The organism is Streptomyces sp. NPDC006624 (genome assembly GCF_040611555.1).
Lineage (GTDB): Bacteria > Actinomycetota > Actinomycetes > Streptomycetales > Streptomycetaceae > Streptomyces.
The window spans coordinates 189168-205430 of sequence record NZ_JBEXOM010000002.1; the positions used below are offsets into that span (position 1 = coordinate 189168).

General features: G+C 71.2%; 14 protein-coding genes. 5 read left to right on the forward strand and 9 right to left on the reverse strand.

What is annotated here, in order from left to right:
• Positions 1-46: 46 nt before the first annotated feature.
• Positions 47-2989 (reverse strand): UPF0182 family protein, encoded by a 2943-nt coding sequence (locus tag ABZY20_RS04530; RefSeq protein WP_356437394.1) that lies wholly within the window; start codon positions 2987-2989, stop codon positions 47-49.
• 163 nt (positions 2990-3152) lie between these two features.
• Between ABZY20_RS04530 and ABZY20_RS04535 the strand changes: the two genes are divergently transcribed.
• Entirely contained in the window at positions 3153-3695 is a 543-nt protein-coding gene (locus ABZY20_RS04535) for a PPA1309 family protein (protein WP_356436416.1), read from the forward strand.
• A 102-nt stretch (positions 3696-3797) separates the two neighbouring features.
• Here the strand turns inward: ABZY20_RS04535 and ABZY20_RS04540 are convergent, their stop codons facing one another.
• The 4 genes from ABZY20_RS04540 to ABZY20_RS04555 form a co-directional block, all read right to left on the reverse strand.
• Positions 3798-4889, reverse strand: coding sequence for a PDZ domain-containing protein (locus ABZY20_RS04540; protein ID WP_356436418.1), 1092 nt, complete (start codon positions 4887-4889; stop codon positions 3798-3800).
• A 102-nt stretch (positions 4890-4991) separates the two neighbouring features.
• Positions 4992-5156, reverse strand: coding sequence for a hypothetical protein (locus tag ABZY20_RS04545; protein ID WP_356436420.1), 165 nt, complete (start codon positions 5154-5156; stop codon positions 4992-4994).
• 114 nt (positions 5157-5270) lie between these two features.
• Positions 5271-5732 carry a molybdenum cofactor biosynthesis protein MoaE gene (locus ABZY20_RS04550; protein WP_356436423.1) on the reverse strand — a complete coding sequence of 154 codons (462 nt, stop codon included), beginning with the start codon at positions 5730-5732 and terminating at the stop codon, positions 5271-5273.
• Positions 5733-5829: 97 nt separating this feature from the next.
• Positions 5830-6951, reverse strand: coding sequence for an SDR family oxidoreductase (locus tag ABZY20_RS04555; protein ID WP_356436426.1), 1122 nt, complete (start codon positions 6949-6951; stop codon positions 5830-5832).
• Positions 6952-7143: 192 nt separating this feature from the next.
• On the opposite strand from ABZY20_RS04555, the gene ABZY20_RS04560 reads away from it, so the two are divergent.
• Together ABZY20_RS04560 and ABZY20_RS04565 are read left to right on the forward strand one after the other, a co-directional pair.
• Positions 7144-8604, forward strand: a complete 1461-nt coding sequence (locus ABZY20_RS04560; protein ID WP_356436428.1) for a zinc-dependent metalloprotease — start codon at positions 7144-7146, stop codon at positions 8602-8604.
• A complete protein-coding gene (locus tag ABZY20_RS04565) occupies positions 8601-9128 on the forward strand; it encodes an NUDIX hydrolase (protein WP_356436431.1) in 528 nt (175 codons plus the stop codon). Before ABZY20_RS04560 ends, ABZY20_RS04565 begins: the two co-directional genes overlap by 4 nt.
• 270 nt (positions 9129-9398) lie before the next feature.
• Here ABZY20_RS04565 and ABZY20_RS04570 read toward each other — a convergent pair whose 3' ends face one another.
• From ABZY20_RS04570 to ABZY20_RS04585, 4 genes are all read right to left on the reverse strand, one after another.
• Positions 9399-10154, reverse strand: coding sequence for an AIM24 family protein (locus ABZY20_RS04570; protein ID WP_356436434.1), 756 nt, complete (start codon positions 10152-10154; stop codon positions 9399-9401).
• Positions 10155-10171: 17 nt separating this feature from the next.
• Entirely contained in the window at positions 10172-10852 is a 681-nt protein-coding gene (locus tag ABZY20_RS04575; RefSeq protein WP_356436437.1) for an AIM24 family protein, read from the reverse strand.
• Positions 10853-10863: 11 nt separating this feature from the next.
• Positions 10864-12573 carry a TerD family protein gene (locus tag ABZY20_RS04580; protein ID WP_356436440.1) on the reverse strand — a complete coding sequence of 570 codons (1710 nt, stop codon included), beginning with the start codon at positions 12571-12573 and terminating at the stop codon, positions 10864-10866.
• Positions 12574-12711: 138 nt separating this feature from the next.
• Positions 12712-13341, reverse strand: coding sequence for a M48 family metallopeptidase (locus tag ABZY20_RS04585; protein ID WP_356436443.1), 630 nt, complete (start codon positions 13339-13341; stop codon positions 12712-12714).
• A gap of 340 nt (positions 13342-13681) precedes the next feature.
• On the opposite strand from ABZY20_RS04585, the gene ABZY20_RS04590 reads away from it, so the two are divergent.
• Entirely contained in the window at positions 13682-14896 is a 1215-nt protein-coding gene (locus ABZY20_RS04590; RefSeq protein WP_356436446.1) for a ThiF family adenylyltransferase, read from the forward strand.
• A complete protein-coding gene (locus ABZY20_RS04595; protein WP_356436449.1) occupies positions 14889-16259 on the forward strand; it encodes an AarF/ABC1/UbiB kinase family protein in 1371 nt (456 codons plus the stop codon). Before ABZY20_RS04590 ends, ABZY20_RS04595 begins: the two co-directional genes overlap by 8 nt.
• Positions 16260-16263: the final 4 nt, after the last annotated feature.

Consider the following 16263-nt stretch of genomic DNA (forward strand, 5'->3'; position numbering starts at 1 on the left):
CAACCGTACCACGGCGCGGGATGGGCATCCGACCAGGCCAGGGGCCCTAACTGCTCGGCTTCGGGCTCGGACTGCCGCTCGGGGCGGCGCTGGGCTTGCTCTCGCCGCCCCCGGCTCCGCCGGAATCGCCCGCCTCGGCCTGTGCCTCCTCGGCACGCCGCAGGGCGTCCTCCAGGTCCTTCTGCGCCTTGCCGTACGCCTCCCAGTCGTTCTCCTTCAGGGCCTCCTGGCCCGCGTCGAACGCCTTCTGGGCGTCTTCCAGGGCCTGTTGGACCGTCGGGTTCTCGGACGTCGGCGGCGGTGTCGTCGTGTCGCCCTCGTCCTCCGGCGGCTGCGGTGTGGTGCCCTCGGCTCCGAAGACCTTGTCGAGAGCCTCCTCGAGCGTGTTCTCGAAGGCCGTCTCGCCTCCGTAGGTGACCAGCACCTTGCGCAGCAGCGGGTACTTCAGTCCGCCACCGCGTACGTAGACGGGCTCCACGTACAGCAGGCCTCCGTCGAGCGGCACCGTGAGCAGGTTGCCGTACTCCACTTCGGAGTCGCCGCCTCTCAGGAGCCTGATGGACTCGGCGATGTCCTCTTGGGAGTTGAACTGGCTCTGGACCTGCTTGGGTCCGTTGACCGTCGTGTTCGTCGGCAGTTTCAGGATTCTGATCTTGCCGTAGCCGTCGGTGCCCGCCTCGGCGTCGACCGCCATGAACGCGCTGAGGTTGTCCCGGCCGTTGGGCGTGAAGGTCGTCGTCAGCGAGAACGCCTGCGCCTGCTGGTCGGGCATCTTCATGCTCAGGTAGTACGGCGGCACCGCGCTGCCCGACCGGTTCGTCGGGTCGTCCGGCACCTGCCACACCTCGCTGCCGCTGAGGAACGTCGTGGCGTCCTTCACGTGGTAGCGCGTGAGCAGTTCACGCTGGACCTTGAACAGGTCCTGCGGGTAGCGCAGGTGGTCCATCAGGCCCTGCGAGATCTCGCTCTTGGGCTTGACCGTGTCCGGGAAGGCCTTCATCCAGGTCTTCAGCACCGGGTCCTTGGTGTCCCACTGGTAGAGGTTGACCTGGCCGCTGTAGGCGTCGACGGTCGCCTTCACCGAGTTCCGGATGTAGTTGACCTGGTTCTGCTGGGCCACCACCGCGCGGTTGTCGTTGGTCGCGGTCAGCGAGTCGGCCGTGGTGTCACCGAGGGTCGTGCGCGAGGAGTACGGGTAGCCGTTCGTCGTCGTGTAGGCGTCGACGATCCACTGGATGCGGCCGTTCACCACCGCCGGGTAGGCGTCGCCGTCGATGGTCAGCCAGGGGGCGACCGCCTCGACCCGCTCCTTGGGCGTGCGGTTGTACAGGACCCGCGAACCCTCCCCGATGGCACCGGAGTACAGGATCTGCGGCTCGCCGAACGCCACCGCGTACGCGGCCCGGTTGACCGGGCTGGAGAGGTTGACCCCGCTGCCGCCCTTGTAGCTGGTGGTCTTCTCCCCGTTGTCGTCGGAGTAGTCGATCTCCTTCTGGGGACCGCCGACGATCGAGTACGTGGTGGTCTTCTCGCCGTAGTAGACCCGCTGCTCGTACGTGCCGAGACTGCCCTTGGAGGGCAGGTCGGACTCGGTGAACACCGGCCGTCCCTGGGCGTCGGCGCTGGTGCCCTCGGCGGCGACCACTCCGTATCCGTGGGTGTAACGGAAGTGGTTGTTGATCCAGTTCTTCTTCGGGATGCCGGCGAGGTTGATCTCCCGCAGCCCGAGGACCGTGTCCTGGTCCTTGCCGTCCTTGGAGTAGCGGTCGACGTCCAGGTTGGTCGGGAACGCGTAGTAGTTCCTGATCTGCTGGAGCTGCTGGAACGTCGGCGAGACGACGTTCGGGTCCATGATCCGGATGCTCGCCGTGGAGCCGACGTCGTCACGCAGCTTGGTCTTGTCCTCGGTCGCGCTCGTGCCCGTGTAGTCCGTGACCTTGGTGCCGTCGATGCCGTAGGCCTTGCGCGTCGCCTCGAGGTTCTTCTCGACGTACGGCGCCTCCTTGGCCTGCTCGTTCGGCTGGACCTGGAACTTCTGCACGATCGCCGGGTACAGACCGCCGATCAGGATGGCGGAGAGCACCATCAGACCGAAGCCGATCACGGGCAGCTGCCAGGTCCGCCGCCACAGGGTGGCGAAGAACAGCAGCGCGCAGATCACGGCGATGCAGAACAGGATCGTCTTGGCCGGCAGGTAGGCGTTGGCGTCGACGTAGCGCAGGCCGGTCCAGTTGTCGGTCGCGCGGAAGTCACTGGACTTGACCGCGAGTCCGTACCGGTCGAGCCAGTACGCGACCGCCTTCAGTGCCACGAAGACACCGATGAGGACCGACAGGTGCCCGGTGGCCGCGGCCGTGGCGCGCGCGCCGGGGCTGGTGACGCGCAGCCCGCCGTACAGGTAGTGGGTGAGCGCGGCGGCGATCACGGAGAGGATCGCGGCGGCGAAGCCGAAGCCGAGCAGGAACCGGTACCAGGGCAGGTCGAAGGCGTAGAAGGAGACGTCCAGCTGGAACTGGGGGTCCTTCTGGCCGAAGGGCACGCCGTTGACCCACATCAGCCAGGTGCGCCACTGGCCGGAGGCGGAGGCGCCGGCGATCAGGCCCACCAGGGCCGTGATCCCGATCAGCAGCCACTTCTTGTAGGGCGCGATGCTCATGCGGTAGCGGTCGAGGTTCTGCTGCTCCATCGACATGGCGCTCAGCGGCGGCCGCAGCCGGTGCGCCAGCCAGATGTTGAAGCCCACTGCGAGCGCCATGAGCAGGCCGAAGACGAAGAAGAGCCCGATCTTGGTCCACAGGGTGGTGGTGAAGACGGACGAGTACTTCACCGACCGGTACCAGAGCCAGTCCGTCCAAAAGCCCGCGAACATGGTGAACGCCATGCCGAGAACGGCCAGGACGCCCAGCGTCATGAGCAGGGTCCGGACACGCCGGGACGGGCGGCCCACTCTGATCCGCGGCCCTGTCGGGCCTCCGCCGCGGTCCGGCATCTGGAAAGCCAAGGTGCGCACCTCGAAGTTCGCTGTCGATTCGTCAGGCCCGCGTCTTCACGGACCGTGCGTGGCCCCCGTGATCGGTGGCCCCCATCTATGCAACTTACTCACCCTTTACTCAGTTCCCGATTCCGGCCGGGAACGAGGCAGGATTGTGACCATGTCCAACACTCCCATGGCTGCGAACCCGCTCACCCGGGCCGTGCTCGAGATCGACGAGTACGTCTCCGGCCTCGGCTGGGACCAGCCGGCCCGCCTTTTCGCCCTCGTCGACACCGCACGGCTGCGGGCAGAACAGCCCACGCTCGCGGACCGGCTCGGCCTCGGGGACGAGCCGGAGAGCTCCGGCCTCACCCCGATCGAGCAGGACGAAGTGCCGACGGGCAAGCCGCTCGACGAGTTCCTCGCCACCATCGCCTGGCCCGACGCGGTGGCCGGCTGCGCCCTCACCGTGGAGCGCCTGATGCTGCCCCCGTCCGCCGAAGCCCAGGTTCCGAAGGACCTGGACGAGGCCGCGCTCACGAAGTGGGTGGCGGGCCACCCGGACCGGCAGGAGGTCCGGATGACGGTCGGGGTGCTGCGCGACGGCACCCGGGATTCGGCCCTGCGCCTGCGCGAGAAGGACTCCCCCACGGAGGTCCTGACCGGCTCGGACCTCGTCCCGGGGCTGGCTCAGGCCCTGACGGCGACGTTCGAGGAGTAGCCGGGCGGGCGTGGCACGGGCCGGCGGCGGGCGCTGGTCCCACCGCTGTCCGTTGTCCGGGCCGGTGCCTGGCGGTTGCCGCCGCGGGCGCCGGCCCTCGCGTCACTTACCGCACGTCGGCAGGTCCGCGGTGTCGCCGCTGCGCAGGTCCTCCAGGGCGCCGAGGGCGTCCTTGATGGTGTCCACCTTGATGAGGGTGAGCCCTTCGGGGGTGTCCTTGACGGCGGTCGCGCAGTTGTCGGCGGGTGTCAGGAAGTACCGGGCACCCTTCGCCCGCGCGCCCACGGTCTTCATCTCGATGCCGCCGATCGGCCCGACCTTGCCCTGGTCGTCGATCGTGCCGGTGCCGGCCACGAAGCTGCCTCCGGTCAGGCTGCCCGGGGTGAGCTTGTCGTAGATGCCGAGCGCGAACATCAGACCGGCGCTGGGGCCGCCGACGTCGGCCAGCTTGATGTCGATGGTGAAGGGGAAGGTGTGGTCGGTCCCCGCGGAGATCCCGACGATGGCGCGCTTCTCGCCTGCGTCGTCGGACGTCGTGGTGGTGATGGTGATGTCCTGCGTCCGGGTCGGGGTCCGCTTCTCCTTCTCCGCGGCGGCCTGCTCCTTGGCGGGCACGATCGTGAAGCGGACGTCCTGGCCGGGCTCGTGCCGGGTGACGAGCTCGGCGACGTCGGCCGGTTCCTTCACCGCCGTGCCGTCGACCGCCTTGATCACGTCTCCGGCGTGCAGCTTGTCCTCGGCCGGGGAGCCCTTGACGACCGTCGAGACGATCACCCACGACTTCACGGGGACGTCGAGCTCCCTGAGGGCCGCGACCTTGGCGCTCTCCTGGGACTGGCTGAACTCCTCCGCGTTCTCCTGGGTGGACTGCTCCTCGGTCTTGCCGTCCGGGTAGAGCGTCTCGCGCGGCACGACCTTGTTGTCGTGCGCGAGCCAGCCGTAGACGGCCTCGACCAGGTTCATCCGGTAGTCGGCGCTCGTGACCCGGACCGTCGTCATGTTCAGGTGGCCGCTGGTCGCGTACGTCTTGCGGCCCGCGATCTGCAGCACCGGCTCGCCGTCGTGATCGCCGAGCGTGTTCACCGTCGGCCCCGGGGACATCTCCGCGTACGGCACGGGGATGAACACTCCCGCGCACAGGAGCGCGATCAGCATCAGGGTGGAGGCGAGCATCGTCGCGGTGCGGCGTGGCATGACTCGACAGTACGGGACGGGTCTGTCAGCGCACCGTCAGGGCCGCCCGTCCGGGGCGGAGCACTGCCCTCGCACGCCTGTGACCTGGCCTTTCCATGGCCGTCAGCCACCCGGCCGGGGCCGCTCCATGGCCTCGCGGAAGCGGGCGTAGCCGATGAGCTCCGGGCCGTCGCCGCGGACCTTGCGGGTCCGGTTGGCCCAACTCCCCCAGAGCCCCGCGCCGATCGCAGCCACAAGCGGAATCAGCAACCAGGCGAGCGCCGCCATGCCGACCTCCAACCCCTTCGCGTGTCCGCAACTGACTGATCAGCAGATTAACCATCCGCAGTGACAACGCTCGTATCAGGGGTGCGGTTACGCAACCGGAGTCGCCCTCACGGATCAGCAGGCGCCGACCCACTCCTCGGTGCCGTCGGAGAACTTCTGGTGCTTCCAGATGGGCACCTCGTGCTTGAGGTCGTCGATGAGCTTCCGGCAGGCCTCGAACGCCTCACCGCGGTGCGGACACGACACGGCGACGACCACGGCGAGGTCCCCGACCCGCAGGTCGCCCACCCGGTGCACGGCGGCCAGCGCGCGTACCGGGTAGTCGGCGGCGACCTTCTCGGCGATCCGCCGCATCTCGGCCTCGGCGCTGGGGTGGCACGAGTAGCCCAGCTCGTCCACGTCCGCGCCGCCGTCGTGGTTGCGGACCGTCCCCACGAAGAGCGCGGTGCCGCCGGACGCGTCGTCCCCGACGGCCCGGAACACCTCGTCCACGGAGAGGGCCGTGTCCCGAATCCCGATCAGCTTGATCGGGTCCTGCGCGGCCTGCTCACCGGGGTGGTCGTTCGTGGATGCCATGGCTCCATCGTGCCGCACGGCACCGACAGCGCGGAATAGAGGTATCGACCGGCACGCGCGCGGGGGCGTTGGACTCTCCTACTACAGAGAGACGTCCTCAGATCCGCCGCCGGGCCTTCCGGGCCCGCCGGACCACCGCGGCAGCGCCCAGCAGCGCGACCGTCGCGCCCGCGGCGCCCGCCGCCGTGGCGTCCTTGCGGCCCAGGCGCCGACCGGCCACCGTGTGCCGCCCGGAGACCTCCTCCAGCAGCTCCGCGAGCACCTCCTCGTTGGTGTACCGCGGCCGCCACCCGGCGTCGTGCAGCCGGCTGCCGCTCACCACCCACGGGTACATCGTGTACGCGAGGTCGCCCGCGGGGGACGGGGTGAGCCCGATGCGGTGCAGGCGGGCCGCCGCGCCGAGCGCGACCGCCGACGGCAGCTCCATCCGGCGGATCCCGCTGAGCTCCTCGACCTCCTCCTGCTCCAGCCACCCGTCGCACCCGACGGCGAGTTCGCCGTCGGCCTTCTCCAGGACGGCGTACTCCAGCGCGCTGCACAGGTCCTCGACGTGGCAGAACTGCCACGCGGGCCGCGACCCGGCGACGACCAGCAGCCGCGGGGACTCGAAGTACCTGGTCAGCGCGGTGTCGGTGCCGCCCACCAGGACCGCGGGGCGCACCACGGTGACATTGAGCCCCGGGTGGGCGCGCGGTGCCCGGCGCGCCAGCCGCTCGATCTCCAGCAGGTCGCCGACGCCCGTCGCCTCGGCGGTGGCCCGCAGCTCTGCGTCCTCCGACAGCGGCAGCTCGTTGTCCGGCAGCGCCCCGTAGACCATCGCCGAGGTGCACAGCACGACCCGGTGCACTCCGGCGGCCGCGGCGGCCGTCAGGACGGTCTGCGTCCCCCGTACGTTGTAGGCCGTTCGGGCGGCGGCGTCGGTCTCCAGATCCAGGTCCAGCGCCAGGTGCACCACCACGTCGGCGCCGCGCAGCTTGTCCGCGATGGCCGGATCCCGGACGTCCAGGATGTGCCACTGGGCGGCGGCGCACTCGCCCCGCCGCTCGTCGATGGCCACGACCTGCCTGACCTCGTCGGACGCGGCGAGCCGCTCGGTGAGCAGGGCGCCGACGCCGTACGCGGCACCGGTGACCGCGACGACGGGCCCGCGTCCCGCGGGACTCGCGGAACTGGTTGACTGGTTTCGCGCTGCGCGAACCTGCGGATCTGGGGAACTCACCGGGCGTCTCCAGCGGTTGTCTTCAGTACGAGCGCGAGCGACGCGTGCGTACCAGGTGGCATCCATCCTGCCGCAGGCCGTCAGTCGGCGAAGCACCGAGGCCCGATCCGTTCCAGGTGTCTACGCTGGGTGGTGATGTCGGGCAGCCGTGCCGCCGGAAAGAACCGGCGGCCCTACCAGCCGAGGAATCCCGTGAGTGACACCCCATTCGGATTCGGCCTTCCGCCGGAGGAGCCGGACGACGGCGACGAGGGCAAGAAGAAGGACCAGCAGGGCGGTGGTGGTCAGGGACCGGCCAACCCGTTCGGCTTCGGCGGCCTGCCCGGAGCCGGAGGCTTTGGCGGCGGCCCCGGTGGCCCCGGTGCGGACAATCCGTTCGCAGCCATGTTCGGCTCCCTGAACCCCAACGACCTGGGCGCCGCGTTCCAGCAGCTGGGCCAGATGCTCTCCTACGAGGGCGGCCCGGTGAACTGGGACATGGCCAAGCAGATCGCCCGCCAGACGGTCTCCCAGGGCTCCCCCGACGGCACCAAGGACACGAGCGTCGGCCCGGCCGAGCGCCGGGCCGTCGAGGAGGCCGTCCGCCTGGCCGACCTCTGGCTCGACGACGCCACGTCCCTGCCGTCCGGCGCCGCCTCCGCCGTGGCCTGGAGCCGCGCGGAGTGGGTCGAGGCGACCCTGCCCGCCTGGAAGGAGCTCGTCGACCCGGTCGCCGAGCGCGTGGGCACCGCCATGGGCGACGTCCTGCCCGAGGAGATGCAGGCCATGGCCGGCCCGCTGATCGGCATGATGCGCTCGATGGGCGGCGCCATGTTCGGCACGCAGATCGGCCAGGCCGTGGGCGTGCTCGCGGGCGAGGTCGTCGGCTCGTCCGACATCGGACTGCCGCTCGGCCCGGCCGGCAAGGCCGCGCTGCTGCCGGTCAACATCGAGACGTTCGGCAAGGACCTGAGCGTCCCGCAGGAGGAGGTGCGGCTGTATCTCGCCCTGCGCGAGGCCGCCCACCAGCGCCTCTTCGCGCATGTGCCGTGGCTTCGCTCGCATCTGTTCGGCGCGGTCGACGGCTACGCCCGCGGCATCAAGGTCGACACGGCGAAGCTGGAGGACGTGGTCGGCCAGTTCGACCCGCAGAACCCGGAGCAGCTGCAGGAGGCGCTCCAGCAGGGCATGTTCCAGCCCGAGGACACGCCCGAGCAGAAGGCCGCCCTGGCCCGTCTGGAGACGGCTCTGGCGCTGGTCGAGGGCTGGGTCGACGCGGTGGTCCACGCTGCCGCGAAACCGCGTCTGGGGTCCGCCGACGCCCTGCGCGAGACGCTGCGCCGCCGCCGCGCCTCGGGCGGTCCGGCCGAGCAGACGTTCGCCACGCTGATCGGACTGGAGCTGCGGCCCCGCCGCCTGCGTGACGCCTCCCGCCTGTGGGCCTCGCTCACCGACGCGCGCGGTGTCGACGGCCGGGACGCCCTGTGGCACCACCCGGACATGCTGCCGACGGCGACCGACCTGGACGACCCGGACGGCTTCGTGCACCGCGAGCAGATCGACTTCTCCGAGCTGGACAAGATGCTCGGCGAGGCCGCGGACAAGCCCGACCTCAGGAAGAAGCGGGACGAGGGCGACGGCGAGGACGAGAGCAAGGGCGACGACGCCGGGTGAGCCTGTACGACGACGCGGTCCTCGTGCTGAAGGGGTACGAGGACCAGGCGGAGCTGCGCCAGGCCTATCTGGACCATCTGTCGCATCACCCGGACGGCCTCTGGAAGTCCTGCCACGCCGGTCACATCACGGCGAGCGCCCTGGTGATCGACCCCGAGGGCGGCCGCGTCCTGCTGACGCTGCACAGGAAGCTGCGCATGTGGCTGCAGATGGGCGGTCACTGCGAGCCGGGTGACGCCTCGCTGGCGGGTGCGGCCCTGCGGGAGGCGACGGAGGAGTCCGGCGTCCCGGGGCTGACCCTGCTGCCGGGCGGGCCCGTGCGCCTGGACCGGCACCCGATCCCGCCGCCGTGCCACTGCCACTTCGACGTCCAGTACGCCGTCCTGGCACCGCCCGGCGCCGCGCACGTGATCAGCGACGAGTCGCTCGACGTGCGCTGGTTCGGGTACGACGAGGTGCCGGAGGTGGCGGACGAGTCGGTCGTACGCCTGCTGAGGGCGACCCGCGCGCGGCTCGCGGCCTGAGCACGGTTCCGCGGGCTGAGCACGGGGTCTGCGGCCTTGAGCACGGGTTCCGCGGACTGATTACGGGTTCCGCGGCCTTGAGCACGGGTTCCGCGGGCTGAGCACGGGTTCCGCGGCCTTGAGCACGGGTTCCGCGGGCTGAGCACGAGCAAGGGGCGACCGCCGTGGCGGCCGCCCCTCAGGGGGCGCGGGGCACCGCGCCACCGGCCATGGACGGCCGGCGGCCCGAGGCGGCACGGACAGCCCCGACCGGCGGAACCCGCGGAGCGCTCAGCTCCAGGCGTTGCCCTGGTTCTGACCGCGCGCTCCCTGCTGCCCCATGCCGTACTGCGCGGCGACGCCCGAACCGATCTGGGCGTTCTGCGGCGGGAGCAGCTCACTGGGCTGGACGAGCGCGTAGCCGGTGCCCATGAAGCTCAGCTCCCAGCCCTCGCCGGTGCTGCCGCGCCGCCGCCACACCCCGGAGGAGTGCGTCTGGGCCTGCATCTGCACCCGCAGTCCGGTCGACCAGGCGACGATCGCGTCGGCGTCGCAGTTGACGTACCTGTCGGGCGTCACCTGCAGCAGCAGCGGCATGCCGGAGGTCATCAGCGCGATCTTGCCGCGGCCGCTGATGTTGAGCTGGTACTTCCCGGAGCCGGAGATGCCGTAGAGGCTGTCCACGGCGATGACCTCGTGGTGCAGTGAGGAGTCCATCGCCAGCACGTAGCTGCTGTCGACGGTGAGGCCGTCCTGGTCGACGTCCATGACGTGGACGTGCTGCTTGAGGTTGGCGAGGTAGACCGTGCCCTGCCCGTGGCAGCGCATCAGGTCGAGTCCCTCGCCGGTGTGCGCACGCGCGCGTGCCTGGTCGTTGCTCTGGTACTCGGCGTCGAACTCGACGAGGCCCTGGTAGGCGACCATGGTGCCCTTGCGGGCCAGGATGTCGTCGTGGCCCTCCAGGGCGACACGCAGCATCTGCTTGTTCTGCAGGCTCCAGCGTTCCTGGGACTGCTGCTCGTTGTAGGCGAAAATCGGGCTCTGCATGACGTTCTGGCTCCCCCTCAGCCCCGGAACCGGAGGCGGTCGGTGCTGTCCTCGCTGGGCTGGACGACGACGATGCCCTGACCGGAGAAGGCCATCTGGTAGGCCTCGCCGCTGCCGCGGCCGATCAGCGACTGCGCCCGGAAGCTGCGCTTGCCCTTCACCTTGAGGTTCGGGGACCAGGCGACGAGCGCGTCCGGGTCGACGTACGTCTCGTCCTCGCCGCCTCCGCAGTCGACCACGATGGGCTTGCCCCGGGAGGTCAGCGCCACCCAGCCCTGCCCGGAGATCCTGGTGTTCCACAGGCCCTGCCCGGCGAACTTCGCCAGGCCCTTGACCCGCTCCACGCCCCAGGTGAGGTGGGCGTCGAAGGCGAGCAGGTTGGTGGCGTTGACGGAGATGCCGTCGCCGTTGAGGTTGATGACGACGACGTTGGCGCCGTAGTCGGCGAGGTAGAGCAGGCCGTCGCCGGAGCACTTCATCAGGGGCGCGCCCTCCCCCGTGAGCCAGTCCTTGGCGATCTGGCGCACGGCCGGCGGGTTCGGCTCGTACTGGACGAACCCTTCGTAGGCGACCATCGAGCCCACGCGCGCGAGGAGGTCGTGCCCGGTCTGCATGGCGACCTTCAGCATGTGGTTGCCGTGGTTCTCCATGCGGGCGGTGACGGGTGCGGGGGCGTGGCCCGCGAGCTGCTGTGTCATGACGGGCTCCCTCAGACCTCGTACGGCTGGACGACGATGAAGTTGCCGGGTGCTCCCCGGAACTGGAGGTTCACGCTCTCGCCGGTGTCCCCCGGGTAGGCGTGGCGGCGCATCCGCACCTGGCTGGAGACGACGACCTGGGCGGCGGCCGACCAGGCGACCACGGCGTTGCAGTCGGCGAACGTGGTGGGCGTGACGGGCAGCACGACGGGTGTGCCGTGCGTCTTCACGACGATGGTGCCGGTGCCCTGGAACTGCATGGTGAACAGGGCGCCTCCGGGGATGCCGTGCCCCTCGATGCGGCGGACCTCGTAGGTGAGGCCCTCGTCGAACGCGAGGACGTTCTCGGCGGAGACGCAGATGGCGTCGCCCTGCAGCTCGATCGGGTGCAGCATCGTCGAGTTCTCGGCGAGGAACACCTGCCCCTGACCGGTGCAGCGCATCAGCTGCATCTCCTGGCCGGTCGCGTTGCCCACGATCCGGCCGGCGAAGCCCGCGCCCTTGTAGCTGAAGTCGACCTTGCCCTGGTACAGCACCATGCTGCCCTGCCGGGCCAGGACGGGCTGTCCGCCGATGCCGAGGTCGACGCGGACGAGCTTCTTGTTCTGCTGCGTCCAGCGCTGCCCGGTCGGGGTCTCCTTGAACTGCTGGAGAGCGGCGGTGACGCCCGCTCCCTGGGGGGCACCGGCCTGCGGACCGCCCTGCGGGGCTCCGTAGGGGGCCTGACCGGGGGGCGGCTGCTGCCCGTAGCCCGGGGGCGGGGTGGGCTGGCCGTAACCGGGCGGCGGGGCCGGGGCCTGGGGCGCCTGGGGCTGGCCGTATCCAGGGGGCGGCGGAGCCGTCTGGCCGGGGGGCTGACCGTACGGCGGCGGCTGCTGGCCGGGGTGGCCCGGCTGGCCGTACGGGGCGGGCGCCGGGGCCGGAGGCGGCAGCGGGGAGCCGCCGGGCGGGGTGTGCAAGGGCGCGACGATGGTCGGGGCGGCGTGCACCTGGGGTGCGGGCGCCGGGGCCGGGGGCGGGGTGGCTCCGGGCGGGGGCGCGAACCCCTGTGCGGCGGGCCGGGGCGCGGGCGCCGGGGCGGGAGCGGGAGCCTGGGCGGGTTCCGGGGAGCCGGGGGCGGCGAAGCCGGGCGGCGCGAAGCCCGGGGCGGCACCGGTCTGGGGCTGCTGCGGGGCGGGCGCGGGGGTCTCCTCCTCGGCCACCTCGCCGCCGAAGTTCTTCAGCAGCGCGTCCAGACCGCCGTCGAAGCCCTGCCCGACGGCGGCGAACCGCCACACGTCCTTCAGGTAGAAGTCGCCCAGCATCACGGCCCGCTCGGTGGAGAACTCCGAGCCGTCGAACGGGTAGCGGGCCACTTCCTCGCCGCCCGCGACGATCCGGAGGTAACCGGGGCCGACCTGCGACATCTGCCCGTCGCCGTCGATCGTCGCCGTGAAGGACAGCTTCTGGATCTGCGGCGGGATCCGGTCGAGCGTGACCCGGAAGGACTCCGTGTCGCCCGCCTGGGCGCCCAGGAGCTGAATGGCCTCCTCGGGGGACTTCGGCTGATTGTAGAAGATGAAGTACCGGTCGTCCGAGAGCCGTTCACCGGCGTCCAGGCCGAAGCAGCTGATGTCGAAGCTGAGCCCGGGGCCGGAGATCTGCACGCCTACGTACAGATCCGTGCCCGCGGTGAGGTCACTGATCCTGGCCTTGTGGCCGCGTTGGAATTCCCTGGCCATGCGTAACGACCGTCCCCCATCCAGAACGTGAGTGCGTCGCGCCAGGCTAACGGCAAATCCGGACATCGGACGAGGCCGGTACAGAGCCGGTACAGAACTCGCGCTCAGCCGTATCGGCTGCTCGCTTGCGCAAAGCGGTCACTCACCCCGCGGGGAGTCACCGCGTGCGCCGGGCACGTGCGGCAACCGCTCGGCGGCGACCACGCCTTCGAGGTACCCACGGGCGCGCTCGGTCCGGGGGTAGGCCTTGAGCAGTTCCCAGAAGCGAGGCCCGTGTCCGGGAACCAGCAGATGGGCGAGTTCGTGGGCGAGGACGTAGTCGATGACGTACTCGGGCATGCCCTGCAGGCGGTGCGAGAGGCGGATGCTGCCCTCGGACGGGGTGCAGGACCCCCAGCGGGTGTTCTGGTTGGTCACCCAGCGCACCGACGTGGGCCGGGCCCGGCCGCCGAAGTACTGCTCCGACAGCCGCCGTGCCCGCTCGGCCAGCTCGGCGTCGCCCAGGGTCCGCCTGCTCTCCTGCGCGGCCAGCTTGTCGAGCATGACGTTGACCCAGCGCTTTTCCTCCGCCTCGGACATCCGGGCGGGAATCAACACCACGGTGCGGTCGCCCTCGCGGTACGCGGAGACCGTCCTGCGGCGGCGGGGGCTCCTGCGGACCTCGATCGCGCTCGCCCCCGAGATCGCGCTCGCCCCCGAGCCGCTCGGCGGCTGGCTCGTCGTGCTGCGCTGTGGGTTTCCGGCGCGGTGCAGTGGGTCGGCGGGCACGCCCCGACGTTACCCGCTGCACACGGGGAAGTCTTGGCTCCGGGACGGTTCGAGTGCCGATGGCGTCACCGGCCGCCGGACTTGTACGACGAATTCGCCTGCCTGTGGACAACTGCGGGCAGCACATGGCGGGTTTGGGCATGCTGGGTCATGTCGACGGCGCGGCGGGCGGGGCCGGTCCAGACCAGGGACGGCCCCACAGGCAGGTTCGGTCCGCGCCGGACGCGGATGACCAGACGCGGATGACCGGACGCGGATGACCGGACGTGGTGCGACCAGCCGCGGCACGGACTTCGCCGGCTCGACATACAGGGACGATCTATGACACACGGGGGCTGTCGTGCATCCGATGGTGAAACCCGCGCTCCGGCGCGGCTGGCGGGACCTCAACACCGTGCAGTTCGGCATGACACCGGCGCACGCGATGACGCTCGGCCCGATGGACCTGGCGACGGGCAGCTTCCTCGACCTGCTGAACGGCACGCGGGGGATGGAGCTGCTGCGCGAGGAGGGACGCCGGATGGACCTGCCCGACGGCCATGTCGACGGGCTGGTGCGCCGGCTGTCCGGGGCCGGGCTCCTGGACGACGCCCGCGGCGGTGGACCGGCCGCCGACGCCCTGCGGCGCAGGCAGGAGACCCTCGACCGGCTGCGCCCCGACCTGGCCACCCTGTCCTTGACTGCGCCGGCACCCGGCGACGCGATGAGACGGCTTGCCGCCCGGCGTTCGCTGCGTGTCCAGGTGCGGGGCGCCGGCCGGGTGGGCACCGTGCTGGCCTCACTGCTGGCGGCAGCCGGTGTGGGTGAGGTCGATGTGCGCGACGGCGGGCGGGTGGAGCCCTGGGACGTCGCCCCGGGCGGGCACCCGGCGGAGGCGGTCGGTGACCGCAGGGAGGAGTCGGCCCGCCGGGCCGTGCGGCGAGCGGCCCCGGACCGGCGACCGCGCCGCGCGGAGATCCCGGCGCCTGCGGCGGAGGGCGATCCGGGCTTCTCGCTGGTGATCGTCGCCCCGCGGGACGATGTCGCGGTGCATGCTCCCGACCCGTCCGCGGTGGCACCCCTGATGTCCTCGGGGACACCCCATCTGTACGCCGGTGTCGTGGAGGGGACCGGCGTGGTCGGCCCGCTCGTCCTGCCCGGTGAGACGGGCTGCGCTGGGTGCCTGCACGAGAACCGCACGGACCGCGACCCGGCCTGGCCGCGTCTGCTCGCCCAGTGGCGCTCCGGCGGACAGCGGCAGGTGCACCCCTGCGATGTGACCCTCGCCACATCGGTGGCAGGGCTGGCCGCCGCCCACGCGCTCACCTTTCTGGACGGCCGGGTGCCGTCAAGCGCCGGGGCCCGCTGGGAGGTTTCCGTCCCTGGTCTGGACTGGCACGCCCGTCCGGTCCGGGCTCACGCCGCCTGCCCGTGCGGGGCGGCGGAGAGAGGAAAGAGGGAACACCTCTCGGAGGACGGGGAGCCAGGGGAGACAATGGCGGTGCAACGGCCGTCGAGGCAGTGCCGTAAGGCAGCGGCGGAGCGGCCGGCTGGGACTTGGAGGGCGCATGTCTGATCTTCCCCGGAAGGCGGTCACCCGGACCGCCAAGCTCGCCGCGCTCCCGCTCGGCATCGCCGGGCGGGCGACCTGGGGATTCGGCAAGCGGATCGTCGGTGAGTCCGCCGAGCTGGTCGGCCGCGAGCTGCAACAGCGCACGGCCGACCAGCTGTTCAAGGTGCTCGGCGAGCTCAAGGGCGGCGCGATGAAGTTCGGGCAGGCCCTGTCCGTCTTCGAGTCCGCGCTCCCCGAGGAGGTGGCCGGCCCCTACCGGGCCGCGCTGACCAAGCTCCAGGAGGCCGCGCCTCCGATGCCCACCCGCACGGTGCACGGGGTGCTCGCGGAGCGGCTCGGCGAGGACTGGCAGGAGCTGTTTCTGGAGTTCGAGGACAAGCCCGCCGCGGCGGCCTCGATCGGCCAGGTCCACCGGGGGGTGTGGCACGACGGCCGTGAGGTGGCGGTCAAGGTGCAGTACCCGGGCGCCGGCGAGGCCCTGCTGTCCGATCTGAACCAGCTGAGCCGCTTCTCCCGTCTGCTCGGTCCGCTGATCCCCGGCATGGACATCAAGCCGCTGATCACGGAGCTGAAGGACCGTGTCTCGGAGGAGCTGGACTACGGCCTGGAAGCCCAGGCACAGCGGTCCCACGCCGAGGAGTTCTCGCAGGACCCGGACGTCCTCGTGCCCCAGGTGGTGCACCAGTCCGACCAGGTCCTGGTCACCGAGTGGATCGACGGCATCCCGCTGTCGGAGATCATCTCGGACGGCACCCCGGAGCAGCGGGACCGCGCCGGCCAGCTCCTGGCCCGCTTCCTCTTCTCCGGCCCCGCCCGCACGGGCCTGCTCCACGCCGATCCGCACCCGGGCAACTTCCGGCTGCTGCCCGGCGGCCCGGACGGCGAGGACGACTGGCGCCTGGGCGTCCTGGACTTCGGCACGGTCGACCGTCTCCCGGGCGGTCTGCCGGACACCATCGGCGAGTCGTTGCGCATGACCCTGGACGGCGAGGCCGAGTCGGTCTACGAGCTGCTGTGCGCGGAGGGGTTCGTCAGGGAGACCATAGAGCTGGACCCCGACGCCGTCCTGGACTACCTGCTGCCGATCATCGAGCCGGCCCAGGTGGAGGAGTTCACCTTCACCCGCGGCTGGATGCGCAGCCAGGCGGCCCGGGTCGCCGACCCCCGCTCCCCCGCCTACCAGCTCGGCAAGCAGCTCAACCTGCCCCCGTCGTATCTGCTGATCCACCGCGTGACGCTGAGCACGATCGGTGTGCTGTGTCAGCTGGGGGCGACGGTGCGGCTGCGCGAGGAGCTGGAGGAGTGGCTGCCGGGGTTCCTCCCGGAGGACCCGGTGGACGACGAGATGCCGGCGGCCGAGGCGTGAGCCC